Origin of the sequence: Burkholderia sp. Bp9015, assembly GCF_003853505.1 — a bacterium.
In the GTDB taxonomy this organism is placed as follows: Bacteria; Pseudomonadota; Gammaproteobacteria; order Burkholderiales; family Burkholderiaceae; genus Burkholderia.
This window is the reverse complement of the sequence record NZ_QTPZ01000018.1, coordinates 74728-98293: the sequence shown is the minus strand read 5'-3', so window position 1 is coordinate 98293 and position 23566 is coordinate 74728. Positions and strand designations below refer to the sequence as shown.

The following is a 23566-nucleotide window of genomic DNA, read 5'->3' as shown; positions in this document are numbered from 1 at the left end:
ACCGCATCACCCTTCGAGTCGCCCGCACCTTGCCCGTCGAACACGCCGCCGACGCTCATCGCCTTCTGGAGGCCGGCGGTCTGCGAGGACGGGTGGTCCTCACTTTATGAACGGACCGCGACCACCAATGATCCAACGTTCCAACGACGTCGGGAATACGACTATGCCTATCGACACCCATGCCACGCTTCCCTCGGTGGGCCAGACCTAGCTTGCCGATCTGGGTCCGAACACACCACTGGGTCACTTCGCGGTGGAAATGACGTTTGAATCGCCCACTCGCGTCAGCTTCCTCGTAACACGCGGAGCCATCAAGGGCAGATCCCAGAACATGGTCTACACATCGGCCAAGCTTCGCGATGGCCTTTATGTGGTGCGCTGGACCGAACCCGATTCGCACGACTTCGTCACGCACATAGAGGACTACACGGCACGCGTCTGTATGGCCAGTTCAGTCGTCGGTGGCAAGTTCATCCAACTCGCGGGGACGTGGACCCGCGTACGCTGAACGGCTTCCGTATCGCTCAATTTAGGGAGCCGAAGCACGCCGCCATTATGATATGCGCTCGCGCCGGGAGCGGGCGCGTTGCGAGGCATCGCCTGCGTCGGCCAAAACAAAGTCGTCACTGCGCGGGGCGCGGCGAAGGTCGGTGTCAACTGCTCATACCCCTGTCGCGGCGATCGCATCCGTGGTCACGTGTTGTTCAACTCTTTAGTTTGATCGCAGGACCGTGCTGTAGTGTAAAGGAGGCTTATCTCCTTGTTATGCTGATCGGCCTTGCCGCGCGCAACACTGAGCGGCCGTTGTGGAGCCGCCCGAACGGTTCTTTGGACCGTCAGCCGCCGGGTTGAATCTGCAAGGCAGAGCTGACGGCTGCCGTACAGCACGCCCTTGGTGTTGACGTCGATCATCCGGTCCCACTCGTCCACGTGCAGGCGTTCGAGCATCGGGCTCGGCATCAGCCCCGCGTTGTTCAGCATCACGTCGATGCGGCTGTGCATGTCGACCGCGCGATCGACCAGGCGCTCGACTGCGTCGCGGTCGGTAACGTCCGTTTCGAGAACTGCTTGCCGCCCGGCGCCGATTTCGTCGGCGAGCCGCTCCACCCGGTCCACGCGGCGTGCGCCGAGCACCAGCTGCGCACCGCGTTTCGCGAGATGCCGCGCAGTTTCTTCGCCGAGGCCGCTGCTCGCGCTGGTAATGACGACGACTTTGCCATCGATGTTTTCGGTAACGATGCTCCTCTCTTCAGTTGCGCGCGCGTCAAGCCGCGCGCCGTGAAAATACGTCCTTGAACGCAGGCATCGCCGAAAAGACGTTCGGCCATCCCGCGTAGAACGCCAGTTGCGTCAACGTCTCGGACGCTTCGGCCTGCGTGAGCCCGTTGTCCATCGCGCGGTTCAGGTGATACGGGATCTGCGCCACCTGGCCGTTGGCGACGAGCGCACTCACCGTCACCAGGCTGCGGTCGCGCGGCGCGAGCCCCGGGCGAAGCCACAAGTCGCGAAACAGCGCATCGGTCGTGTACGCGACCACGCCCGGCGCGACGGCGCCGAAGTTTTCCGCGACCGTCCGTGCGCGCTGCGCCTCGGCCGCCTCGTTCAGCGGCAGCGGCGCAACGTCCGCCGGCGCGAGTTGATTGGGCCCGATGCCGCGTTCGTCATAGACGTGCTTGACGACAATCGATGCGGCGCTCGCGTTGGCCCATCCCGCGTAAAAGGCCAGGTGCGCGATCATTTCCGATATTTCCGCGGGCTTCACGCCGTGATCCAGCGCGAGGCGGACATGCAGCGGCATCTCGCCGGTCGGGCCGCGAGCGATCAGCACCGACAGCGTCACGATGCTGCGATCACGCGGCGATAGTTGCGGCCGCTTCCACAGGCCGTCGAACACGATGTGCGTCGTGTATCGCTCGAAGGCCGGGGCAACGGCTTTCAAATCGGTGGAAGACAAGGTTTCCTGCATGATGTCGGTCCTTTGCATGTGGGTGCACGCGGCGGTAAGCAGGGCCAGGCCCGTCGCGGCGACGAGCCGCAACGGGCAGCGCGTACGCTCGTCACCGCGCGCCGTATTGCGCATCGGTGACGTGTTCGAGCCAGTTGACGTTGCTGCCATCGAGCGCCTCCTGAAGCGCGATATGCGTGACGCCCGTCGTGGCGGACGCCCCGTGCCAGTGCTTGACGCCGGCAGGAATCGACACAACGTCGCCCGCGACGATCGGCTGTCGTTCCCGGCCCCATTCCTGAACCCAGCCGCGTCCCGACGTCACGACCAGCGTCTGGCCGAGCGGATGCGTGTGCCACGCGGTGTGAGCGCGGGGCGCGAACGTGACCAGACCGCCCGACAGGCGCAAAGGCGGGTTCGCCTGAAAGAGCGGATCGATGCGCACTTGGCCCGTGAAGCGCTGCGGCGCGCCCGGCTCGGAAGATCGCGTGCCGCTGTGCGCAACCGCGATGCCCGTGCTTACGGCCTCGTCGGCCGATGCGGCGAATGAGGCGCAGGCGAGCATCAAGACCAAGGCAGCGGGCGCGTTCATTACGGTTCGTCGCTGCCGAAGTATTGCTCGTCCGTCACCTTGTCCAGCCAGTGGACGTTCTTGCCATCGAGCGCCTCCTGAATCGCGATATGCGTCATCGCGGTGGTCGACGTCGCACCGTGCCAGTGCTTGTGACCCGGCGGGCACCAGATCACGTCGCCCGCACGGATCTCGACGCGCGGCTCGCCGTCGCATTGCGTCCAGCCACAGCCGGCAGTCACGAGCAGGGTCTGGCCGAGCGGATGCGTATGCCATGCGGTGCGTGCGCCCGGCTCGAACGTCACGCTGGCGCACGACACGCGCGCCGGCGGCGGCGGTGCGTTCAGCGGGTCGATCCGGACCGTGCCGGTGAACCATTCTGCGGGGCCTTTGATCGAGGCCTGCGAGCCCGCGCGCTTCAGTTCCATGATGTCGTCCTCTTCCGAAAAGGGTGCCGCATGGATCGTTCCAGCGGTCAGCCATCGCACTTTAACGACTCGCGATTCACGCGACTAGATGGCAAAATCGGCATAGGCCTATGCTGTGGTGCATAAATCAATGGAAGACTTCAACGATCTGGTCGCATTCATGACCGTCGCGCGCGAGCGCAATTTCACGCGGGCTGCCGCGCAGCTCGGCGTGTCTCAATCGGCGTTGAGCCGAACGGTGCGCGCGCTCGAGGGGCGAATGGGCATTCCGTTGCTGACGCGCACGACCCGCAGCGTGTCGCCGACCGAGGCCGGCGAACGGTTGCTGGAATCGATCGCTCCCCGCTTTCAGGAAATCGAGGCGGAACTGGAATCGCTACGCGCAATGACGGACATGCCGACCGGCAACGTCCGGATCACCGCGACCGACTATGCGGCGAACGAGTACGTGTGGCAGCGGCTGCAACCGCTGCTGCGTCAGTATCCCGCGCTCAGGGTCGAGTTGGTGAACGACTATGGTCTGACCGACCTGGTCGCCGGCCGCTACGACATCGGCGTACGGCTCGGCGACCAGGTCGCCAAGGACATGATCGCGCAGCGTATCGCGCCGGACATGACGATGTCGATCGTCGGTTCTCCCGGTTATCTGTCGTCCCGACCGGTGCCAACGACGCCGCACGAACTGACCCAGCACAACTGCATCAACCTTAGATTACCGACGAGAAACGCGCTGCTATCGTGGGAGTTGAGCAAGGGGCGACGCGAGTTGCAGGTCCGCGTCGAAGGACAGTTGACATTCAACAACGTCTATCAGATGGTCGACGCGGCCCTCGCTGGTTTCGGGCTCGCCTATGTGCCGAAAGATCTGGTCACGCATCATGTTGAAGAAGGACGGCTCAGCTGGGTGCTGGAGGATTGGTTTCCGACGTTCGTCGGGCACCACGTCTATTACCCGAGCCGGCGCAAGTCGTCGCGATCGGTGGAGCTGGTGGTCGACGCGCTTAGGGCTGGGTATGTGGGCAATGCACGTTAAGCATGGGACACGTTTCGTCATCAAGCGCCGAGCTCGCTTTCGCCCCGAGTGTAGAGAGCGGCACAACCTCGTCAGTGTCAGGTCTACCTAATGCACCTGGAATACAGTCTTTGCAATGTCGATTCCAACTGGTGTCAGATTCATCGCTAGCCTCCGCTTCGCCGTGAAGATCCAAGTGGTCTTGCGCTATGCGTTCGCTCATATCAAAAGCCCGCGCCTCGCGAGGCTGGAGGGAGGCCTCCATACCATTTCCCAAGAGTTGGAGCCTCCACAAAACTCGGAGCGGCTCATGATGATTGAACAACGTCACACTCACTCCAGCGTTGCCAATTCAACGGATTACTTCGTCAGGCGGACCGGCGCATCTGCGAAACGGCCCGCACGCGCACCGCGAACGTCAGGATAACCGCACCGGCGAGCGCCGACGCGCCCGCAAGCACGAATGCACTTGCATACCCACCGCCATACTGGACGAGCCAGCCGGTCAAGCTTGGCGACAGGATGCCTGCGAGATTCGCGAGCAGATGAACGAACCCGCCGGCCGAGCCGACACGTTCCCGCGGCACGATTTCCTGCAGAAGCGACCAGCAAGCCTGGGGTGCCATGAACGCGAAAAGGCTTGCGATTGCGATCAGCGTGACGGCCGCGCCGAGCGAGCTCACCCGTGACGCCAGCAGCACGCAAGCCGCCGCGACCGCGAGCCCGACGACGATCACGATCTTGCGCGCGAACAGCACGTCGCCGGTGCGGCGGTAGATGCGATCCGACACGGTGCCGCCGGCCACGAACCCGACGGTCGCGCCGAGCCAGGGCAGAATCCCGACGACACTCATCTGCTTGATGTTTAGATGCTGGTAGTCGGTCAGGTAGCTCGGCAGCCATGACAGGAAAAAATACAGCACGTAGTTGAAGCTGAAGAACGCGAGCGCGACGCCGAGCACCGGCCGCGACAACAGATCGCGCAGCAACGGACGCGCGGCGCGATCGTCCGCATGCGCATCCAGTGAGACGCCGACCGTCCGGTCGGATGCGATCTCACGCACTTCTTCCGGAGACACGCGCGGGTGGCTCGCCGGATCGTCGCGGAACAACGCCCACCACGCGGCCAGCCACACGAAGCCGAGCGTGGCGATCACAACGAACGAAACGCGCCAGCCAAACTGCAGCGCAACCAGGCCGACGATCGGCGCCGCGATGGCCGCACCGAGCGGCTGCCCCGCGTTGGTCCAGCCGACCGCACGTCCCGCTTCGCGGCGCGGGAACCAGTTCGAGATCGCCTTGTTGGTGGTCGTCCCCATCGGCCCTTCGCCGATCCCGAACGCGACGCGTACGATCAGTAGGTGCGCGAACGACCCGGCGAGCGCGGTCGCGCCGCAGAACAGAGACCACACGCCGGCCGCGCACGCGAACACTCGACGCGGCCCGAATCGGTCCGCGGCCCAGCCGCCGACGAAGCAGAATACGCAGTAGCCGATGAAGAAGCTGCTGAACAGGATACCCATCTGCGCGTCGTCGATGCCGAGTTCGCGCTTGATGATCGGCGCGACGACGGACAGCGCCGCGCGATCGAGATAATTCAGCATACCGGCGCCGAACAGCAGCGCGCCGATCCACCAGCGGTAACGCGTTTTCATGTTGTCTCCTGTCGAGCCGGGCACGTGCCTGCGCATCCACCCGGCTTCCTGATTTCCGATTGCGCCGCCAAACCGGCAACGGCTTCGCGTGCGTGCGCCGAGCGCACCGTTCCTGCGTTCAACCGATCGTCGCGTGCGCGATCGTGTTGCGTGCCAGCACTGCTTCGTCCGGCAAGAAGCCAAGCCCGGGCACATCGGGCAAGCGCAGCCGCGCCCCGGGCCGCTGCGCGTCATGCAGCCGCTCGGGCCAGTCGAGATAGGGAATTTCGAGCGCGACGTCGTCCGGTAGCGTCGCGACCACGTGCGCGGTCGCCAGCAGCCCCGCTCCGTAATAGAAACAGTGCGGCATGACCCGCACGCCGTGCTCCGCCGCGAGCGCGATCACTTCCGCGATGCCGGTCGGTCCACCGATCTTCGCAATGCTAGGCTGCGCGACGTCGAGCGCGCCGTGTTCGAACAGGTCGCGAAAGCCCGCGACGCCCGACGAGTTCTCACCCGCCGCGATCGGCACGCCGACGCCGCGCACACGCGCGATGCCGTCCGCGTCGTCGCAAGGCCAAACCGGTTCCTCGATCCAGCCGAGCCGCAGGTCGGCCAGCTCGCTCACATGCCGCAGCGCGTCGCTCGCCGTCCACGGGCAGTTCACGTCGACCATCAGCTCGCTGCCGGCCGGCAGTGCCGCACGCGCGGCCGCGATGGCCGCACGTTGCGTCTCGTGCAGCTTGATGCGCCCGAACCCTTCGTCCGACGCCCGCCGCACGTGGCGCGCGACTTCGTCGGGGTCGTTGTCGTAGCTGACCAGGCTCGCATACACGTCTATCTCGTCGCGGTGGCCGCCGAGCCACCGATACAACGGCACGCCGGCCGCCTGCGCGGCGAGGTCGTGCAGCGCCGTGTCGATCGCGGACAATGCGTACAGCACCGGTCCGGTGCGGCCGAACGCATGCAGCGCGCGATCGGCCGCGTCACGCAATGTGGCGATCCCGTGCCGCGTCGGCTCGAATTCGGCGCCCTTGAACCAACGGCCAACCGGGCCTTCGAGCGCGGCGAACGTGACGGGATTGATCAGATGACCGAATGCTTCGCCCCAGCCAACGCGCCCTGCGTCATCGGTGAGCCTGACTAGCAGCGACTCCATGCGACGCAGCGAGCGGTCTGCGGCGTTATACGTATCGGCGACGGTCGGTTCAACAGCGGCGACGGGACGGCGGCCCGCATCGAATGCGAGCGAGATGCGAATGACTTCGATGGTGACGATTTTCACGAACAGATTCCCGGTGCGGCGGGTCGGTGGCATGGAAGCGGCCGACGGCAGAAAGTGCAATGCAATGGCAGCTTTGCGAGGTCGTTCGATTGCGTCACGTCGGCTCCCATAGCAGTCTGTCATCGTACAACTTACGTGATCCGACGGCAATATATCCAGACCTCTTCCCCTTATAGGTGGGATGATTTATACATGGGTTTGTCATGCGACATCTTATGACTGTTACAGGCGGAAGAAATGGAACCGCGGGCGCCGGGCCGATGGTGAACGGGACCCGGGTCGGCATCGCCTGCCTCGATGGCCAGCCAGCCTGGATCGGTCAGCGATTCGATCCGTCGAAGTTCACCAGTTCGACCCAGTTCGCGCCCTTGCCGACCGGATATTGGCCGAGCGTGGCAAGCCCGCCCGTTTTCGCGTCGATGCGATAGAGGCTCAACGTCGGCGACAGCTGCCCCACCGCGAGCAGATACCGTCCCGACGGATCGATGTTGAAGCCGCGAGGCTGCTTTTCGGTCGCGTACGTGCCGATCCGCACCAGCTTGCCCGTGGCCGTATTCACGCTATAGGCGCCCAGCGTGCTTGAGGTTCGTTCGGAGATGAACAGGAAGCGGCTGTCCGGTGTGAGATGCAGATCGGCTCCCCACGGCTTGTCACCCTTGAAGTCGGGCGGCAAGATCGAAATCGTCTGGACCGGCCTAATGGTGTCGTTGGCCCGATTGAAGGCAAGCACGTGCAGCTTGCCGTCGAGCTCGTCGATCAGGTAGACGAAGCGATTATCAGCGGAAAACACGAAATGGCGCGGGCCCGAATCCTTCGGCAGAGAATACGCGGGCTGCGCGTCCTCGGTGAGCGTGCCGGTGCTGGCGTCGAACTTGAGACGCAACCACGCGTCGGCGCCCAGCACTGATGCGAACGCATAGCGGTTGTCCGCCGACACGCGGATAGCATGCGCCATTGGCCCGGTCTTGACGGTCTGCTGCACGTTAGCTGCCACCCCATCCGAGTCGATGCGGTTCACCGCCAGGAGGTTGCCGCCGTACGATGCCGACATCAGATAGCGGCCGGTCATGTCGGTCGACAGGTATGCCATGCTTTCCGCGAGCGGCGCACGACCCAGTTCAACAAGGTGGCCGTCGAGCGGATCGATGGCGAAACTCACGACACTGTAGGGCTTGGAGCGCAGCCCCGCATACAGACGACGATGGTCGGGCGAGAGTGCCATCGGCATAACGGTACCGTTCACGGGCACGGTTTCGACCGCGGCGAGCGTGCCGGCCCGTGCGTCGAGGCGGAACACCGAGATGTCCTGGCTGTCGGCGTTCGAAACGTAGGCGTATGTCGCCGCGTGCACGGCGAAAGATGCGGCCAGGCCCGAGAACGCCAGCGCCACGCGGCGCAACTTCATCGTCGTTTTCATTTCGTCCTTTTTTCTATTGTTGGTGAAAGCCGTCAAGCTTCGCCGAGACGGAATACCGCCACGGCGTCCTTCATCGATTGCGCCTGATGCTCCAGCGCATCCGCGGCGGCGGCGGCCTGCTCGACGAGCGCCGCATTCTGCTGCGTGACTTGATCCATCTGGCTCACGGCGACGCCCACCTGCTGTATGCCGGCGCTCTGCTCGCTCGTCGCCGACGACATTTCCACCAAGATGGTCGCCACGTTGCGCACGGCGCCCACGATCTCCTCCATCGCCGCGCCCGCTTCGGCCGCGAACGCGTTGCCGTTTCGCACCTCGTTCATCGAGGCGCCGATCAGTTCCTTGATCTCGCGCGCCGCGCTGGTGCTGCGCTGCGCGAGCGTTCGCACCTCGCCCGCGACGACCGCGAAGCCACGCCCCTGTTCGCCCGCGCGCGCCGATTCGACGGCCGCATTCAGCGCGAGAATGTTGGTCTGGAACGCGATGCTGTCGATCATGTTCGTTATCTCGGCGATCTTGAGCGCGCTTGCACTGATATCCTGCATTGTCCGGACCACGCGGCCGACCACGTCACCGCCCCGGCGCGCGAGGTCCGCCGTGCCGCTCGCGAGCGTGCTCGCCTCGGTGGCGTTCGCCGCGTTCTGCCTGACCGTCGAGGTCAGTTCCTCCATGCTCGCGGCGGTTTCCTCGAGCGACGCCGATTGCTGCTCCGTGCGGCTCGACAGGTCGAGATTGCCGGCGGCGATCTCGCGTGCAGCCGTGTGGATCGCGTCGCAGCTGTCTCGCACGCCGCTCACGGTGCGCGAGAGTCCGTCGCGCATCCGCCGCATGGCCGCAAAAAGCAGGCCGAATTCGTTGCGGCCCGCCTCGGGCACGCGCACGGTCAGATCGTTCGACGCGACGCGGTCGAGCACCGCCACCGCTTCGCCGAGCGGGCGCGTCACGATGCGCGTGAGCGCGACGTGCGTGACGACCATCAGCGCAAGCGCCAGCCCGACGCCCACCACCACGAAGCCCAGGATCCACCGGTAGCGCGCGTTGCCGTCGTTGAGCGCCTGTTCGGTCAGGGTGTTCGCGAGTGTCTGCAGCTTCTCGACGTTTTCCGAGTACACCATGCCCGCGCGGGTGACATCGCGGTCGTTGATGGTCACGTAGCCGGCAGTGTCGTTATTGCGCAGCGCGTCGGCCGCGCGCGCGAGCAGGGCCGCAAGCCGGTCCGACGACGCCACGAGTTGTCGTTTGAGCTCCGAATCCATGCCGTCGAATGCACTTGCGTCGCGATATGCGCTGGTTTCGCTCGCGGAGCGTTCGAAGGTGCGATTCGCGCTCTGCAAGGCCGAATCGCGCGCCGCCGTGTCGTTGCGCTCTTTCAGCGCGCTATAGGCGCGCACCAGCGCCGAACGCGTGCGGGTGCTGTCCTTGTATGCGTCGTTGACGAGGATGGTTTGGCGCGAAATCTCATGCAGGCGCTGCGCGTTCGCATCGGCCATTCGCAGCGACACGATGCCGGCGATGCCGCCAATCACGATCACCACCCCAAACATCGTCAGTGCCGCGAGCAGGCTGGCTCGCACCGTCATGTTGCGCATCTTGGTTCCTGTCTCTGCTTGGTCATCAGCCGCGGTGACGGCACGTGGGACGTCCCGGGCATCAGCCACGCACGTTCTGGCATTGTTGGGTGGATTGCGGGGTGCGTTACGTGGTGACCCGCGTATGGGTCGCGAATTTTGATATGTGACATCGTACTTCTTATACACGATTTTCGAGCTGTGCCACAGGAAACCTCTCCCCCTTTTGAGGTTGACCGAAATCCGCCTAAACCCCAGTGAACCTCATATGCCGCATGGGGGGGGGGGGCAATAATAACGCGCAATCTGACGGCTTGTTCTTAGGGTAGACACGGACGGGAGCGTTGGTGCATTCATCGATAATATCATCGTGTCATCGTATGACAATGGCCCTGGCGACGGTATCGCCTCATCGACAAGATCACAAGAAAAAGACGGAGACAGCAGTGACCGACAACGACTTCGATCCACAACCCGACGGCACCGTTCGGCATCCCTCCATACCCAGGATCACTCGACGCCATTTCCTCGGCTACAGCGGTGCCCTGATGGGCAGCGCCCTGCTCGGCGCTTGCGGTGGTACCGACAACACCCCGCCCCCCGCCAGCGTGCCTGCGGAGGATCCGATCTGGGGGCCGAGTGGCCTGGCGACCAACATCATCGCCTCGCTGAATGGCATCGCGCAGTCGTCGTTCCCTGCCCTAGATTTCCAGGTTGAGGCCTACGGCGCCCAGCCGTGTTCGGTCGTTGCGCAAACCAGCCCGTATACAGACGCCGCCAAATCGCCGCTCAGCCCCGGCGCCGGCGCCACCCCAGGCGCTGGAGCGGTGGATTCGCGTCCAGCCTTCCTGGCTGCGATCGCAGCCTGCTCGGCAGCGGGCGGCGGACGCGTGGTAGTGCCGGCCGGCGCTTGGTACTGCGCGGGGCCGATCGTGCTGCAGAGCAACGTCAACTTTCACCTGAGCGCGAACTGCACGATCTTCTTCAGCCCAAACCCGGCCGACTACGCCAAGGACGGCCCCGTCGACTGCGGCGCAAACGGCAAGCTGTTCTACAGCCGCTGGCAGGCCAACGACTGCTTGAACTTCGGCGCGCCAGTGTACGCACGCAACGCCAGCCATATCGCGCTTACCGGCGAAGGCACCACCTCGATCCTAAACGGGCAGGCGATGACGCCGTTCGCCGGCTCGGGCAACACTGCCACCTGCTGGTGGACCTACAAAGGCAACACGGGTGTCTACGGTTGCGCTGGCTCCTCCACGCCGTCGCAGGCCTATACGAACCCGAACAACGTCGACCTGAAAACGGCCGCGCCCGGTATTCCGGACGCTTTGTATACGCTGCTGACCAATCCGGCCACGCCGTGGCAGCAGGATCAGAACTACCTGCCCGCGCTGTCCGAGGCCGGTGTGCCGGTAGCGCAGCGCATCTTCGGGCTGGGCCATTACCTGCGGCCCTGCATGGTGGAATTCATCGGGTGCACCGACGTCCTAATGGAGAACTATCACACCCAAAACACGCCATTCTGGCAGCACCATCCGACCGACTGCACAAACGTGGTGATTCGCGGCGTGATGGCCGACAGCATCGGCCCGAACAACGACGGCTTCGATCCCGATGCCTGCACTAACGTGCTGTGCGACGGTATGATCTTCAACACTGGTGACGATTGCATCGCGATCAAGTCGGGCAAGGATCTCGATACGCAATACGGCGCGGCACGGAACCACGTGGTGCAGAACTGCACCATGAATAGCGGCCACGGCGGCATCACACTCGGCAGCGAGATGGGCGGCGGCATCGAGAACGTTTACGCGCGCAACCTGACGATGCTGAACCAGCACTGGGCGACCAATTCGCTGAACATTGCTATCCGCATCAAGACCAACATGAATCGCGGCGGTTTCGTGCGCAACTTCTATGTGAACGGCGTGACACTGCCGAACGGCGTGAGCCTGACGGGCGGCGGCTACGGCAGCAAGATGCTGGCCGGCAGCCCGATCAACAGCACCGTGCCGCTCGGCGTGGCAACCTTGGCGTCGGGCAATCCGTCGGCATCGCAGGGCGGCCTGATCACATTCGATTGCGATTACCAACCCGCCGGCGATGCGATCCGGACGCGCCCGGCGCTCGTGCAGAACGTCAACATCACTAACGTGAATGCCACCAACGTCACGCTCGGCAGCGCGACCGGCTCGTGTTTCCAGGCGATCGTCGCGCAAGGCCCGGTGGCGTTCGACTACAACGGTCCGGCGCCGACCCCGACGATTCCCGCCATCACCGGTGTAACCATCTCGAACTGCGACTTCGGCTCGCCCACCGCAACGGGGCCGGCCAGCACCACCACGCCGGGTCCGATCTATGCGTGGAACGTGAACGGCATTAGCCTGCAGAACGTGTTGATCGCGGGGCAACTCTACAACACCACGATCACCGACCTACGCTGATCCTCACGGAACCGCGCACGTGGATCTCACGCGGAAGTACCCGGGGGCCGGGCCGGCCCCCGGACGACGTTCAGCAGGCAGCCTTCCAACGATTCTCCGGTCGCCTGTTGCCGCGCGCCACCAGTCAATCGGCCATGCCTGCAATGACTGAACGCGACCAAAAGTTGGACGACGAGCCCTGAGGCCAGACGCTGACGCAACCCTACGCGCTGCTGCATGACATGCTGTACGTGGCAACGAGGCAGGGGCAGGGTGACTTGCTCGACTGCTTCGATCTTGAACTCATCCGTGTACCGCTTGCCGCTCATATCGACCTCCTCGGTTGCCATAAATTATGGCTCGAAGATGTCTACGAAAGGCTAGCCGGTCCAGGCGCGAGTCGCCTGTCCATATCTCATTGGTTTTTATCGGCCGGTACGTTGCCGGCGATGTCCAACAACAGCGCAGCGAGCGGCGATCAGGTCACCGGCGCAGGATTGAAGAGAACCAGAGCGTTATGGAGCTTCAGTTTTTCAGCGCACGTCTGTTTGCGTCCGCTCGCGACGTCGAGCAGCAGCTTGAACAACTCCCAGCCCACATCTTCGATCGTTGCAGTACCGGTCGCGATCGTGCCTGCGTTCACGTCCATCAGGTCGTGCCAGCGACGTGCCAGGTCCGAACGGGTTGCGACCTTGACGACGGGAACCTCGGCGAGGCTATACGGCGTACCCCGGCCTGTTGTGAAAACGTGCAGATTGATCCCGGCTGCCACCTGCAACGTGCCGCAAATAAAATCGCTCGCGGGTGTCGCAGCGTAGATCAGCCCTTTTTGCCTGACCTTTTCGCCCGGCGCGAGTACGCCAGATATCTGCGAATTGCCGGACTTGATGATCGAGCCCATCGCCTTTTCGACAATGTTCGACAGCCCGCCCTTCTTGTTCCCCGGCGTCGTGTTGGCGCTACGATCCGCTCCGCCGCGCTTCAGATAGTTGTCGTACCAGTCCATCTCCCGAATGATCGCAGCGGCAACTTCGGGATTAGCGGCGCGCCCTGTGAGCTGACCGACACCATCGCGCACCTCGGTCACCTCCGAGAACATGACCGTGGCACCCGCGCGCACGAGAAGATCGGTGGCGAAACCAACTGCCGGGTTTGCGGTCAGGCCAGAAAAGGCATCGCTGCCACCGCACTGAACGCCCAATACCAGGTCTGAAGCCGGACAGGTTTCCCGGCGCCGGCTATTCAGCCGGATCAGGTGACCTTCAGCCATCCGAATGATCGATTCGATCATTGAGTCAAAACCGACATGGGCGTCGTCCTGCAGCACCACGACGTCACCATTCACGTCCGAAGGCAGGTCACCGACGTCCGCGACGTCATCCGCTTCCGTAACAGTCGCAATAGGAATCGTCCCGGGAGGCATCAGACGCTCGGGCTGCAGTTTCTCGCAACCAAGGCTCACCATCATGACTTCTCCGCCGAAGTTCGGATTGAGCGCGATGTTGCGTACTGTACGGATCGGCACCATTGCATCGGGAGCGTCAATCGCAACCCCGCATCCATATGTGTGCCCGAGGCTGACCACGTCATCGACGTTCGGATATTTCGGCAACAGCTCGCTCTTGATCCGGGTCACGGCATGCTGAACGACGTCTGCAACACACTGAACAGTCGTAGTAATCGCAAGAATGTTGCGTGTACCGACCGAACCGTCGCTATTGCGGTAGCCCTCGAACGTGTAACCCTCCAGAGGCGGCATAACCGGCGCCTTGATGGTCGCGATCGGAAGATCGTCGAGGCCGGGAGGGGTTGGAATCCGAATGACGTGCTCGTTCACCCAGCTTCCCTTGGGCAGCGCCTGGCTCGCATACCCGATTACAACGTTGTACCGGACGACCTCATCGCCCTCAGCGAAATCCTTCAGCGCGACCTTGTGGCCTTGCGGCACCCGTTCGCGAAGTGCCAGACCATCTGGGAAAGTCGCTCCCTCCCCCAGTCCCCCGTCATTGACAACGATCGCGACGTTGTCATTGGGGTGCACGCGAATATAAAGCGGTGTCTGTTCCATTTGCATCTTCCTCTGAGCGGCGAGGTTCGCCCAATGACCCTGCTTAGTTTTACGTCATCATACAACGTACAACCTCTTTTTGGATACCTATTTACCCTGGGAAATCTCTGAAAACCGCCATCTCCCGTTGCTCAGCCGAAAGCCTAGTTGTACGATAACATATAAGAAGTAACCGAAACCGAACCGAATTTCTTGGAACGCCCCATCATGACCACTCCGCAAGAACTCAAGCAAATCGTCTCCGACGGCCTCCTCTCCTTCCCGGTCACGGACTTTGACCAACAGGGCAATTTCCGCGCCGATACGTACGCAAGCCGCCTCGACTGGCTCGCGCCTTACGGCGCAACGGCACTGTTCGTAGCGGGCGGCACGGGCGAATTCTTCTCACTTACGCGCGATGACTACACAGCCGTCGTCCGTACGGCGACCGAAGTCTGCAAGGGCAAGGTGCCAATCCTCGCAGGGGCGGGTGGTCCGACGCGCGTTGCCATCGAGTACGCGAAAGAAGCGGAGCGCAATGGCGCGCAGGGCATCCTCCTGATGCCGCATTACCTGACGGAGGCCTCGCTCGACGGGATCGCAGCGCATGCTGAGGAAGTGTGCAAGGCAGTGCCCAATCTGGGCGTGATCATCTATAACCGGGCCAATTCGAAGCTGAACGCTGACATGCTCGAGCGCCTCGCCGATCGCTGTCCGAATCTGATCGGGTTTAAGGACGGTGTCGGCGACATCGAAAACATGGTGACGATCCGTCGCCGCCTGGGTGAGCGGTTTTCCTATCTCGGCGGCCTGCCGACGGCTGAAGTTTATGCAGCCGCGTATAAGGCCCTCGGCGTTCCGGTCTACTCGTCCGCCGTCTTCAACTTTATTCCGAAGACCGCCATGGACTTCTATCGTGCAATCGCATCGGACGATCACGCAACGATTGGAAAGCTGATTGACGACTTCTTCCTTCCTTACCTCGCAATCCGTAATCGCCGTGCGGGTTACGCAGTCAGCATCGTCAAGGCGGGCGCAAAGCTCGTTGGCCACGATGCCGGCCCGGTTCGCGCTCCGCTCACGGACCTCAACGACGAAGAACTGAGCCAGCTCGACGCTTTGATCAAAAAGCTCGGCGCGCAGTAAGCACGCCACGAGGAGACAGGCGGGGCTAGCCGCGCAGTTATGCCCAACAGCGACACAGGCACCCCGCTCGCTTTAAACAGAGGAAGATCGTCATGGAAATGAGCCGCACGGCAAATCCCGCGGACGCACTCAAGCGTACGAAGGTCCGCTACGTCATTCTGGCCCTTATTTTTGTCATCACGACATTGAACTACGCAGATCGCGCGACCTTGTCGGTCACCGGATCTGCAATGCGGGGAGAGTTCGGCTTCGATGCGGTCAAGATGGGATACATCTTTTCCGCATTTAGCTGGGCCTATGTTCTCTGTCAGATTCCAGCCGGCTGGCTGCTCGATCGCTTCGGAGCACGCCGAGTGTATGCCGCGAGCATCTTCCTCTGGTCTCTCTTTACATTGCTTCAAAGCTCGATCGGCCTGGCAGGGAGCGCCGCAGCAGCGGTAACCACGCTATTCATGTTGCGCTTTGTCATGGGGGCCGCTGAGGCGCCGGCGTTCCCTGCAAATGCCAAGGTCGTAGCGAGCTGGTTTCCTACAAAGGAACGCGGTACTGCCTCCGCTATCTTCAATTCGGCGCAATATTTCGCAGCTGTCGTGTTTACTCCGCTGATGGCGTGGATTACCCACGCCTTCGGCTGGCATTACGTCTACGTCGTCATGGGCTTTGCCGGACTGCTGCTGGCAATAACGTGGCTCAAGGTCATGAAAAACCCGGTGAACCATCCGGGCGTCAATAAACCGGAGCTCGAGTATATTGACCAGGGCGGTGGCCTCATTCACGGCCGAAAACTAGCCGACGCCGGTTCGCGCAGTCATCGCGGTGGCTGGGGCGTTGTGCGGCAACTGCTGGGCAATCGCATGCTGCTCGGCGTGTATCTCGCACAATTCTGCATTAACGTGCTTACCTATTTCTTCCTGACGTGGTTTCCGATCTACCTCGTTCAGGCCCGGCACATGACTATCCTCCAGGCAGGGCTCATCGCTTCCCTGCCGGCCATCTGCGGGTTCGGTGGCGGCGTTCTCGGTGGCGTGTTGTCGGACACACTTATACGACATGGTCGCTCGCTCACCGTCGCACGAAAGACGCCGATCGTTGGCGGCATGCTGCTGTCGTGCTGCATCGTCGGATGCAACTACGTCAATACCGATTGGGTCGTCGTTGCCCTTATGTCGCTTGCCTTCTTCGGGAAGGGTCTGGGTGCACTTGGATGGGCTGTGGTCGCAGACACCTCACCCAAGGAAGCGATTGGCCTGTCTGGATCGATCTTCAACATGTTTGGCAACGTTGCCGGTATCGTCACCCCCATTGTGATCGGGTATCTCGTCGCACAGTCTGGTGGCTCGTTTAACGGCGCCCTGGCTTTTGTAGGTGCCAATGCGCTGATTACAGTGTTCTGTTATCTCGTCATCGTTAAAGAGATCAAGCGCGTAGAGCTTAGTCACGACTAGTCCAAAGTTACTGGAGCAGGAGAAGTCCATCGGCAAACAAGGCGAGATCGCCCATAAGCTAATGTACGTCGACCTGGTGATCCTCGACGAACTGGGCTACCTGCCGTTCAGCCAAACCGGTGGCGCATTGCTGTTCCACTTGCTCTCGAAGCTGTATGAACACACGAGTGTCGCGATCACCACCAACCTCAGCTTCGGTGAGTGGGTGACCGTGTTCGGGGACGCAAAGATGACGACGGCGCTGCGGGACCGCGTCACCCATCACTGCCACATCGTCGAAACAGGCAATGAATCCTGGCGCTTCAAGTCCAGTCCTGCCAAGGCGAAGGCAACCAGAAAGAGAGCAGCAAAGCAGCAGGCAGTGAGGAGTTATCCACACCGGAATAGATGTACTACGCTGTCTCGGGGTGGGTCAAAGTTCAGTGGAAATCAACACGCCAGCGTCGCGGCGTTGATGGCTTCGGCCGTCATCGGACCGTTGCCGAACTGCTCGAGCAACTCGGCCGGAATCGCCGGCAGAGCCGCCGGCTGGGCTTTCAGTTTGCGAGGCATAAACTCTCCTTGGGAGCATGTTATGCCTTAAACACAAAATTCCTGACAGGCCCGAGCGGCGGCATGGTTTGGCGCATCAGCGCGAGACCAAGGCGGAAGCCCTATCGCAACTCGACGTTAGGGCGTCCGTCGTCACCCCCCTGGACGTAACAAAAACGACCCTGCTGCATGCGACCGCCTATTCGGGTATTCCGCATCGTCTCAGCGCGTTCAAGGCCGCGCATGAGGTGCTGGTGGCGGAGGGGGTGTTGAAGTAACGACGCGGTTGAAGCCGGGGGTTCCGTCATCGGACACCCCGGCATGGGCGAGCGCTCGCGCCCGCCGGCATCACAGCGCGTTCGGCGCCCCCTTCCCGTCAAGCACCGCCGCGACGTTGTCGAGCGCGGTAAACCCCATCTGGTCGCGCGTCTCGACGGTCGCGCTCGCCATGTGCGGCGACAGAAACACATTGTCGAGCGCGGCAAAGCGCGGATCGATGTTGGGTTCGTTCCGGTAAACGTCGAGCCCCGCGGCGAACAGCCGATGCGAGGTCAACGCGTCGTACAGCGCATCCTCGTCGACGAGACTGCCGCGTGCCGCATTCACGAACACGGCACCGTCGCGCAGTAAGCCGAATTCGCGGCGGGTCATCAACGGCGTGCCGCCGCCGGGCACGTGCAGCGTGAGGATGTCGCACTGCGGGAGCAGCGTGTCGAGATCCGCGCAATAGCGCGCGCCGGCCTCGATCTCGGGCGGTGCGGGACGTCGGTCGGTATAGACGATCTTCATCCCGAAGCCGCGCGCGCGCTGCGCGACCGCACGGCCGATCCGCCCGAAACCGACGATTCCGAGCGTCTTGCCGTTCACGCGCGTGCCGAGCATGTCGGTCATGCCGAACGACTTTCCCCACCCCGCGCGCACGATACGCTCGTACTCCGATGCACGCCGGCACGCGGCCAGCACCAGCAGCATCGTGAAATCGGCCGTGCAGTCGGTCAGCGCATCGGGGGCGTTGCTGACCGCGATTCCGCGTGCGCGTGCGGCGGCGACGTCCATGTGGTCGTACCCGGCGCTCGCGTTCGCGATGATCTTCACGCTCGGTGGCAATGCTGCGATGTGCTCGGCCTGCAGCCCGGATTTCTTGCCGATCAGCACCGCCGGCGTCTCGTAGCGATTGCAGAACTCGACGACGGACGACGCGTCCATGTCGGCGTCCGTTACATACGCGTTGAATTCGGATTCTGCGCGTGCGGCGACTGCGGCGGGAACGCGTCGCGCAACCAACAGGCGGGTGCGATTGTTGTCAGGCATGGTCTCGTCCTTGGGTCGGAAAACGGAACACAGCCTACGAAGCGCAGTCGGCGCAGGTCAATATTGATTGGTTCGATCAACATGTCCGCGCGGCATTGAGCGACCGGATAATCGACCGATTCCGATCATGTCCTCTGCTATACGCGATGCCGTGCCGGCGCGCGAACGGCGCAGTCGCGAGCTCAGGAAAACCCTGACGCCAGCCCGTCGGGACGGGGCGGTTGATGTTGATTGAAAGAATCAAGATTGCTGCGAAATCGTCGCCGCGCAATGCTTTTTGCATGTTCAACGGACTGAAGACGAGGGCGTGAAAATGCAGGCAGAGAAAAGAATCGCGGCAGTGACGGGCGCCGGCACCGGAATCGGACAGGCAGCGGCGGTAGCGCTCGCGCAAGCCGGTTTCAGCGTCGCGCTGCTCGGCCGGCGCATTGATCCACTACTCGCGACGCAGGAGATCGTCGAGCGGGCAGGCGGCGTGGCCGCGGTCATTCCGACCGACGTTTCCGACGAGGCATCGGTCGATGCGAGCTTCACGCGGATTGCGCATGACTTCGGCCGCCTCGACGTGCTGTTCAACAACGCGGGCCGCAACGCGGGCGCCGTGCCGCTCGACGATTATTCGCTTGAGTTCTGGAACGACGTGGTCGCCACCAACCTGACCGGCGTGTTCCTGTGCGCCCGCGCCGCGTGGCGCCAGATGAAGCGCCAGACGCCGCAAGGCGGCCGCATCATCAACAACGGTTCGATCTCCGCGCACACGCCGCGCCCGAACACGATCGCGTACACGGCCACGAAGCACGCGGTCCTCGGCATCACGCGTTCGCTTGCCCTCGACGGTCGACCGTTCAACATCGCCTGCGGCCAGATCGATATCGGCAACGCCGCGACCTCGCTCACGGAGCGCATGGACAGCGGCGTGCTGCAGGCTGACGGCCGCATCGCGCCCGAGCCGCGCGTCGACGTCGTGCATGTCGCGAGCGCGATCGTGCAGATGGCGAGCCTGCCGCTCGAAGCGAACATTCTGAACATGACGATCATGGCAAGCGCAATGCCCTTCGTCGGACGCGGCTGACCGGACGCGCGCCGGCGCACACGACAGGTTCACCAGCACAACCATCACAAAACAGGAGACGACATTGAAAACCGCTGAAGAACAGGTTTCGGTCATGCGCGAGTTCGACGCGCACGCAGGCGCCGCCAGGCGATCGCGGGTGCGCTACGGCGTGCTGTCGATGCTGCTGGTGGCCACCGTCCTCAACTACGTCGATCGCTCGGCGCTCGGTATCGTCGCGCCGGCGTTGTCGAAGGATCTCGCGCTTACCCGCGTGCAGATGGGCGAGCTGTTCGCCGTGTTCGGCCTCGCCTACTCGATCGCGCTGCTGCCGGCTGGCGCTCTCGCCGACCTGCTCGGCTCGCGCGTCGCGTATGCGCTATCGCTCGTCGGTTGGTCGCTGGCCACGCTGACGCAAGGGCTCGCGCATGGCTACCACATGCTGCTCGGCTCTCGGCTAGCGATGGGCGCGCTCGAAGCGCCCGCGTTTCCGTCGAACGCGCGCGCGGTGACGATGTGGTTCCCGGTCCAGGAGCGCGGCTTCGCGACGAGCGTGTACGTGATGGGTCAGTACATCGGCACGCCGCTCTTCACCGGGCTATTGCTGTGGATCTCGTCGGCATTCGGCTGGCGCGCCGTGTTCTTCGCGACCGGCGCGTTCGGCATTCTGTTCAGCGTCGTCTGGTACCGGCTCTATCGCGATCCGTCGCGCCATCCACGCGTCAACGCGGCCGAGCTGCAGTACATCACCGAAGGGCAGCCGGTAGTGACGGCGCGCGACCGGTTCGACTGGCGCATGGCGCTGCGACTGCTGGGCTATCGGCAGATCCTCGCGATCTGTCTCGGCAAGTTCTGCAACAACACGCTGCTGGTGTTCTTCACGACCTGGTTCATGACCTACCTTGTCGAGGAACGGCACATGTCGATGATCAAGGTCGGTTTCTTCCAGGCGATGCCGTTCATCGGCGCGACGCTCGGGATCCTTATCGCGGGCTATTTGTCCGATCTCTGCATCCGGCGCGGCGTATCAATGTCGTCGTCGCGCAAGGCGCCCCTCGTGATCGGCACCTTCCTCGGCGCATCGATCGTGCTCGTCAATTTCGTGCAGTCGAACACGCTGGTGATCGCGATCCTGACCGTCGCGTTCTTCGCACAGGGAATCGGCTCGATGTCGTGGGCGGCGGTGTCCGAGATCGCGCCGAAACGCTATGTCGGGCTCACCAGCAGCATCACGAGCCTCGCAGCAAATATCGCAGCTGTCACCACGCCGCTGATGATCGGCTACGTGGCGCAGCACACCGGCAACTTTTTCTGGGCGCTGAACCTGATGGGTGCGATCTGCCTCCTCGGCACGCTGTCGTACTCGGTGCTGCTCGGCAAGCTGTCGCGTATCGAGCTCTGACCCGGTTCGCCCCCTTTTACGCTCCACTGCACGTACCGCACACGACCATGATCGAATTCAAATGGGATCACCTGCAACTCTGCTCGGCTGATGCCGAGGCCACCGCCGCGTGGTTCGCGCGCTGCCTGAACGCCGAAATCGTGCGGCGCCCCGGCCGCGTCGACCTGCGGATCGGGGCAATCAACCTCTTCATCACGGCGCTGCCGGACGCGCGTCCGGCGATCGTGCCGGACGGCACGCGCATGCAAGGGATCGACCACTTGGGCGTGCTGGTCGAGGATCTGGATGCGGCTTACGCGCATCTGGTCGAAAACGGCGCGGAGATCGTCCAGCCCGTCACGCGGATCCGCCCCGGCGTGCGCGGCTGTTTCGTGCGCGCGCCCGGCGACATCCTCGTCGAGGTGCTCGAACGGCGCCCGGCCGAGATGACATTCAACTGAACCCGGTCTATAGTCGGCGCAAGCGGCCGCGAACCGGCCGCATCCTCATCACGACTCCCCATGCAGAACTGGATCACCCTGACGGAAGCGGCGCGGCGGCTCGGCGTGCGGGCGCAGACCGTCTACGCGTACGCCAGCCGCGGCAGCATTGCCGTGATGCAGGATCCCGACGATCCGCGCAAGAGCCTGTATCGGGCCGAGGATGTGGTCGCGCTGTGCCGCAAGAAGCAGGTCGGCCGCAAGCGAGCGGCGCTCGCGGCCAGCACGATCTTTGGCGCCGAGCCGTGCATTTACAGCGGCATCACCACGTTCTCTAAGGGTCGCGCATGGTATCGCGGCCGCGACAGCATTGAACTCGCAGATACCGCGACGCTCGAGGAAACGGCTTCGCTGCTCTGGCAGGCCACCGCGCCGGTGTCGTTCGACGCGCCGGTGATCGTGCTGCCGCCCGGCGAGCGTGACCGGCAATGTGCGTTCACGATGCTCGCGACGCTGGCCGCGTTTGGCCATTCGACGCTCGGCCGGCTCGACAGCGCGCTGCACATCGAGGCCGGGCAGCTCGTTGCGATCGTGTCGCGCGCGTTCGGCGCGCACGACGACGCCGGCGCAAGCCCGCTTCACACCCATCAGCGGCTCGCGGCCGGCTGGGGCCTCGACAGCCATGGCGCAGACCTGCTGCGCCGCGCGATGGTGCTGGTCGCCGATCATGAGATCACGAGTTCGGCATTCGCCGCGCGCATCACCGCATCGACCGGCGCGTCGCTCGCGGGCTGCCTGCTGACGGGGCTCGCGACGTTGTCGGGACCGCTGCACGGCGACGCGTCGGGACGCGTGCGCGCAGTGTTCGACGATGTGCAACGATTGGGTGCCGAGCGCGTCGTCGATCATCACCTGAAGTCCGCAATCCCGATTCCCGGTTTCGGCCATCATCTTTACCCCGACGGCGATCCGCGCGCGGCCGCGCTGCTTGCGCGGCTCGATCCGCCGACGGAACTCGCGCACTTCGTCGACAAGGTCACGACGCTCACCGGCCAGCGGCCGACCATCGATGTCGCGCTGGCGATGCTGTCGGTGCAGCTTCAGTTGCCGCGCGATGCGGCGTTCGGGCTGTTCTCGATCGCGCGCAGCGTCGGACTGCTCGCACACTGCATCGAACAGCTGCGCGTCGGCAAGGTGATCCGGCCGCGCAGCCGCTATACGGGGCCGACGCTCGACGATCGGCATCTGCGGCCCGCCGCTGACGACGACGGCAAACAGGCGAAAGCCGGCTTAATCGCGAAGAACCGCGTGTTCAAAGTGGTCGAGTAACATGCGTGACGACAGCGATACTTGTCTTCACGCCAAACGAAGCGGCGGGAGTACGCGCGCCAACCTCGCGCCAGACACGTCAAAAGCGCCGGTTGTCACAGCATGCCCGCAGCTTTCCCGTCATTCTGTGCTGCTCGGCGCGCGTCAGAACTCGTCCCCTGCACCAATCACCGCACCGAAGTCCGACTACGTATTGCCACTCACCGACGCCTTGATGGCGTAGCGCTTGCTCACCTCCATCACATCCGAATGCCAGGCGGTGAACCGTTGCTGGCAGTGACTTTCCTTCGCGCGACAAGTAAAGATCGAATCAAGAACCTTAGCTCAGCATCCGTCGACGGTGGCAGCAGGCGAGAGTCGGGGTTACACGCGAGCGTCTTCCGCGTGTCGGCCGGCGCTCCTTCGAGCAACCCACGATGCGGAGCGTGATGGTAGCGTCTCCCAATCTCAACCGCGAGCCGTCGCTCGAATTCTCGAGGCGTCAACAACACGCCGTCTTTTCGGACTGCCCCCTTTTGCGGCCCTCTGTGGGATGACCAGTCGCTCCCGGCAGGCCCCGGACGCGCTCCATCAAGTTGCGGTTCAAGCGCTCAATGTGC

At 63.3% G+C, this 23566-nt stretch carries 20 protein-coding genes and 3 pseudogenes; 12 read left to right on the top strand and 11 right to left on the bottom strand.

The features are described 5' to 3' along the window. The first annotated feature begins 5 nt into the window (after positions 1 to 5). Both DIE12_RS39080 and DIE12_RS39075 read left to right on the top strand, forming a co-directional pair. Positions 6 to 110 (top strand): zinc-binding dehydrogenase, encoded by a 105-nt coding sequence (locus tag DIE12_RS39080; RefSeq protein ID WP_196484209.1) that lies wholly within the window; start codon positions 6 to 8, stop codon positions 108 to 110. Between the two features lie 110 nt (positions 111 to 220). Then, positions 221 to 508: a MoaF-related domain-containing protein gene (locus tag DIE12_RS39075; RefSeq protein WP_409364374.1), complete on the top strand. Its 288-nt coding sequence runs from the start codon at positions 221 to 223 to the stop codon at positions 506 to 508. 368 nt (positions 509 to 876) lie between these two features. Here DIE12_RS39075 and DIE12_RS20295 read toward each other — a convergent pair. The 4 genes and pseudogenes from DIE12_RS20295 to DIE12_RS20280 form a co-directional block, all read right to left on the bottom strand. Continuing rightward, a pseudogene (locus DIE12_RS20295) lies at positions 877 to 1239 on the bottom strand (SDR family oxidoreductase); the annotation flags it as partial. Positions 1240 to 1264: 25 nt separating this feature from the next. Further along, positions 1265 to 1966: a carboxymuconolactone decarboxylase family protein gene (locus tag DIE12_RS20290; protein WP_409364553.1), complete on the bottom strand. Its 702-nt coding sequence runs from the start codon at positions 1964 to 1966 to the stop codon at positions 1265 to 1267. Between the two features lie 91 nt (positions 1967 to 2057). Next, positions 2058 to 2537: a cupin domain-containing protein gene (locus DIE12_RS20285; protein WP_185641030.1), complete on the bottom strand. Its 480-nt coding sequence runs from the start codon at positions 2535 to 2537 to the stop codon at positions 2058 to 2060. Next, positions 2537 to 2944 carry a cupin domain-containing protein gene (locus DIE12_RS20280; protein ID WP_059541789.1) on the bottom strand — a complete coding sequence of 136 codons (408 nt, stop codon included), beginning with the start codon at positions 2942 to 2944 and terminating at the stop codon, positions 2537 to 2539. Before DIE12_RS20280 ends, DIE12_RS20285 begins: the two co-directional genes overlap by 1 nt. Positions 2945 to 3074: 130 nt before the next feature. Here DIE12_RS20280 and DIE12_RS20275 point away from each other — a divergent pair, with 130 nt between their 5' ends. Beyond that, positions 3075 to 3977: a LysR family transcriptional regulator gene (locus DIE12_RS20275; RefSeq protein ID WP_124523583.1), complete on the top strand. Its 903-nt coding sequence runs from the start codon at positions 3075 to 3077 to the stop codon at positions 3975 to 3977. A gap of 347 nt (positions 3978 to 4324) precedes the next feature. On the opposite strand, the gene DIE12_RS20270 is transcribed toward DIE12_RS20275, so the two are convergent. The 4 genes from DIE12_RS20270 to DIE12_RS20255 form a co-directional block, all read right to left on the bottom strand. Further along, positions 4325 to 5611, bottom strand: coding sequence for an MFS transporter (locus tag DIE12_RS20270; protein WP_059497474.1), 1287 nt, complete (start codon positions 5609 to 5611; stop codon positions 4325 to 4327). Between the two features lie 118 nt (positions 5612 to 5729). Then, positions 5730 to 6875, bottom strand: a complete 1146-nt coding sequence (locus DIE12_RS20265; RefSeq protein ID WP_059541863.1) for a mandelate racemase/muconate lactonizing enzyme family protein — start codon at positions 6873 to 6875, stop codon at positions 5730 to 5732. 319 nt (positions 6876 to 7194) lie between these two features. Next, positions 7195 to 8292 carry a beta-propeller fold lactonase family protein gene (locus DIE12_RS20260; RefSeq protein WP_059497476.1) on the bottom strand — a complete coding sequence of 366 codons (1098 nt, stop codon included), beginning with the start codon at positions 8290 to 8292 and terminating at the stop codon, positions 7195 to 7197. A 32-nt stretch (positions 8293 to 8324) separates the two neighbouring features. Continuing rightward, a complete protein-coding gene (locus DIE12_RS20255) occupies positions 8325 to 9881 on the bottom strand; it encodes a methyl-accepting chemotaxis protein (RefSeq protein WP_124523153.1) in 1557 nt (518 codons plus the stop codon). Between the two features lie 527 nt (positions 9882 to 10408). Here DIE12_RS20255 and DIE12_RS20250 point away from each other — a divergent pair. Then, positions 10409 to 12307, top strand: coding sequence for a glycoside hydrolase family 28 protein (locus tag DIE12_RS20250; protein WP_230941574.1), 1899 nt, complete (start codon positions 10409 to 10411; stop codon positions 12305 to 12307). 26 nt (positions 12308 to 12333) lie between these two features. On the opposite strand, the gene DIE12_RS20245 is transcribed toward DIE12_RS20250, so the two are convergent. Together DIE12_RS20245 and garD are read right to left on the bottom strand one after the other, a co-directional pair. Then, on the bottom strand, positions 12334 to 12636 hold the full coding sequence (locus DIE12_RS20245) for a hypothetical protein (RefSeq protein ID WP_104767689.1): 303 nt from the start codon (positions 12634 to 12636) through the stop codon (positions 12334 to 12336). A 128-nt stretch (positions 12637 to 12764) separates the two neighbouring features. Then, positions 12765 to 14354 carry a galactarate dehydratase gene (gene garD, locus DIE12_RS20240; protein ID WP_124523900.1) on the bottom strand — a complete coding sequence of 530 codons (1590 nt, stop codon included), beginning with the start codon at positions 14352 to 14354 and terminating at the stop codon, positions 12765 to 12767. Positions 14355 to 14561: 207 nt separating this feature from the next. Between garD and kdgD the strand changes: the two genes are divergently transcribed. The 4 genes and pseudogenes from kdgD to DIE12_RS38955 form a co-directional block, all read left to right on the top strand. Continuing rightward, on the top strand, positions 14562 to 15479 hold the full coding sequence (kdgD, locus tag DIE12_RS20235) for a 5-dehydro-4-deoxyglucarate dehydratase (RefSeq protein WP_027791957.1): 918 nt from the start codon (positions 14562 to 14564) through the stop codon (positions 15477 to 15479). Positions 15480 to 15571: 92 nt separating this feature from the next. Then, the gene (locus DIE12_RS20230) at positions 15572 to 16924 is read left to right on the top strand and encodes an MFS transporter (protein ID WP_059541780.1); all 1353 of its coding nucleotides are present in this window, start codon (positions 15572 to 15574) and stop codon (positions 16922 to 16924) included. Positions 16925 to 16934: 10 nt separating this feature from the next. After that, positions 16935 to 17311 (top strand): annotated as a pseudogene (locus DIE12_RS20225) (ATP-binding protein); the annotation flags it as partial. 317 nt (positions 17312 to 17628) lie between these two features. Then, positions 17629 to 17733 (top strand): annotated as a pseudogene (locus DIE12_RS38955) (gamma carboxymuconolactone decarboxylase); the annotation flags it as partial. A gap of 70 nt (positions 17734 to 17803) precedes the next feature. Here DIE12_RS38955 and DIE12_RS20215 read toward each other — a convergent pair. Beyond that, positions 17804 to 18766 (bottom strand): D-glycerate dehydrogenase, encoded by a 963-nt coding sequence (locus DIE12_RS20215; RefSeq protein WP_059541777.1) that lies wholly within the window; start codon positions 18764 to 18766, stop codon positions 17804 to 17806. 313 nt (positions 18767 to 19079) lie between these two features. Between DIE12_RS20215 and DIE12_RS20210 the strand changes: the two genes are divergently transcribed. The 4 genes from DIE12_RS20210 to DIE12_RS20195 all read left to right on the top strand — a co-directional run bounded on the left by DIE12_RS20210 (position 19080) and on the right by DIE12_RS20195 (position 22967). Then, the gene (locus DIE12_RS20210) at positions 19080 to 19838 is read left to right on the top strand and encodes an SDR family oxidoreductase (RefSeq protein ID WP_059542991.1); all 759 of its coding nucleotides are present in this window, start codon (positions 19080 to 19082) and stop codon (positions 19836 to 19838) included. Between the two features lie 94 nt (positions 19839 to 19932). Then, complete coding sequence (locus DIE12_RS20205) at positions 19933 to 21219, top strand: MFS transporter (RefSeq protein ID WP_062911590.1); 1287 nt, start codon at positions 19933 to 19935, stop codon at positions 21217 to 21219. 47 nt (positions 21220 to 21266) lie between these two features. Further along, on the top strand, positions 21267 to 21659 hold the full coding sequence (locus tag DIE12_RS20200) for a VOC family protein (RefSeq protein WP_124523898.1): 393 nt from the start codon (positions 21267 to 21269) through the stop codon (positions 21657 to 21659). A gap of 60 nt (positions 21660 to 21719) precedes the next feature. After that, on the top strand, positions 21720 to 22967 hold the full coding sequence (locus tag DIE12_RS20195) for a citrate/2-methylcitrate synthase (RefSeq protein ID WP_124523897.1): 1248 nt from the start codon (positions 21720 to 21722) through the stop codon (positions 22965 to 22967). The last annotated feature ends 599 nt before the right edge of the window (positions 22968 to 23566 follow it).

Coding starts and splice junctions, on each gene's coding strand:
- DIE12_RS20285 (WP_185641030.1), bottom strand. CDS start 2,537: ATGAACGCGCCCGCTGCCTTGGTCTTGATGCTCGCCTGCGCCTCATTC.
- DIE12_RS20260 (WP_059497476.1), bottom strand. CDS start 8,292: ATGAAAACGACGATGAAGTTGCGCCGCGTGGCGCTGGCGTTCTCGGGC.
- DIE12_RS20205 (WP_062911590.1), top strand. CDS start 19,933: ATGCGCGAGTTCGACGCGCACGCAGGCGCCGCCAGGCGATCGCGGGTG.
- DIE12_RS20250 (WP_230941574.1), top strand. CDS start 10,409: ATGGGCAGCGCCCTGCTCGGCGCTTGCGGTGGTACCGACAACACCCCG.
- garD (WP_124523900.1), bottom strand. CDS start 14,354: ATGGAACAGACACCGCTTTATATTCGCGTGCACCCCAATGACAACGTC.
- DIE12_RS20245 (WP_104767689.1), bottom strand. CDS start 12,636: ATGGCAACCGAGGAGGTCGATATGAGCGGCAAGCGGTACACGGATGAG.
- DIE12_RS20280 (WP_059541789.1), bottom strand. CDS start 2,944: ATGGAACTGAAGCGCGCGGGCTCGCAGGCCTCGATCAAAGGCCCCGCA.
- DIE12_RS20275 (WP_124523583.1), top strand. CDS start 3,075: ATGGAAGACTTCAACGATCTGGTCGCATTCATGACCGTCGCGCGCGAG.
- DIE12_RS20290 (WP_409364553.1), bottom strand. CDS start 1,966: ATGCAGGAAACCTTGTCTTCCACCGATTTGAAAGCCGTTGCCCCGGCC.
- kdgD (WP_027791957.1), top strand. CDS start 14,562: ATGACCACTCCGCAAGAACTCAAGCAAATCGTCTCCGACGGCCTCCTC.
- DIE12_RS20195 (WP_124523897.1), top strand. CDS start 21,720: ATGCAGAACTGGATCACCCTGACGGAAGCGGCGCGGCGGCTCGGCGTG.
- DIE12_RS20210 (WP_059542991.1), top strand. CDS start 19,080: ATGCAGGCAGAGAAAAGAATCGCGGCAGTGACGGGCGCCGGCACCGGA.
- DIE12_RS20215 (WP_059541777.1), bottom strand. CDS start 18,766: ATGCCTGACAACAATCGCACCCGCCTGTTGGTTGCGCGACGCGTTCCC.
- DIE12_RS20255 (WP_124523153.1), bottom strand. CDS start 9,881: ATGCGCAACATGACGGTGCGAGCCAGCCTGCTCGCGGCACTGACGATG.
- DIE12_RS20230 (WP_059541780.1), top strand. CDS start 15,572: ATGGAAATGAGCCGCACGGCAAATCCCGCGGACGCACTCAAGCGTACG.
- DIE12_RS20270 (WP_059497474.1), bottom strand. CDS start 5,611: ATGAAAACGCGTTACCGCTGGTGGATCGGCGCGCTGCTGTTCGGCGCC.
- DIE12_RS20200 (WP_124523898.1), top strand. CDS start 21,267: ATGATCGAATTCAAATGGGATCACCTGCAACTCTGCTCGGCTGATGCC.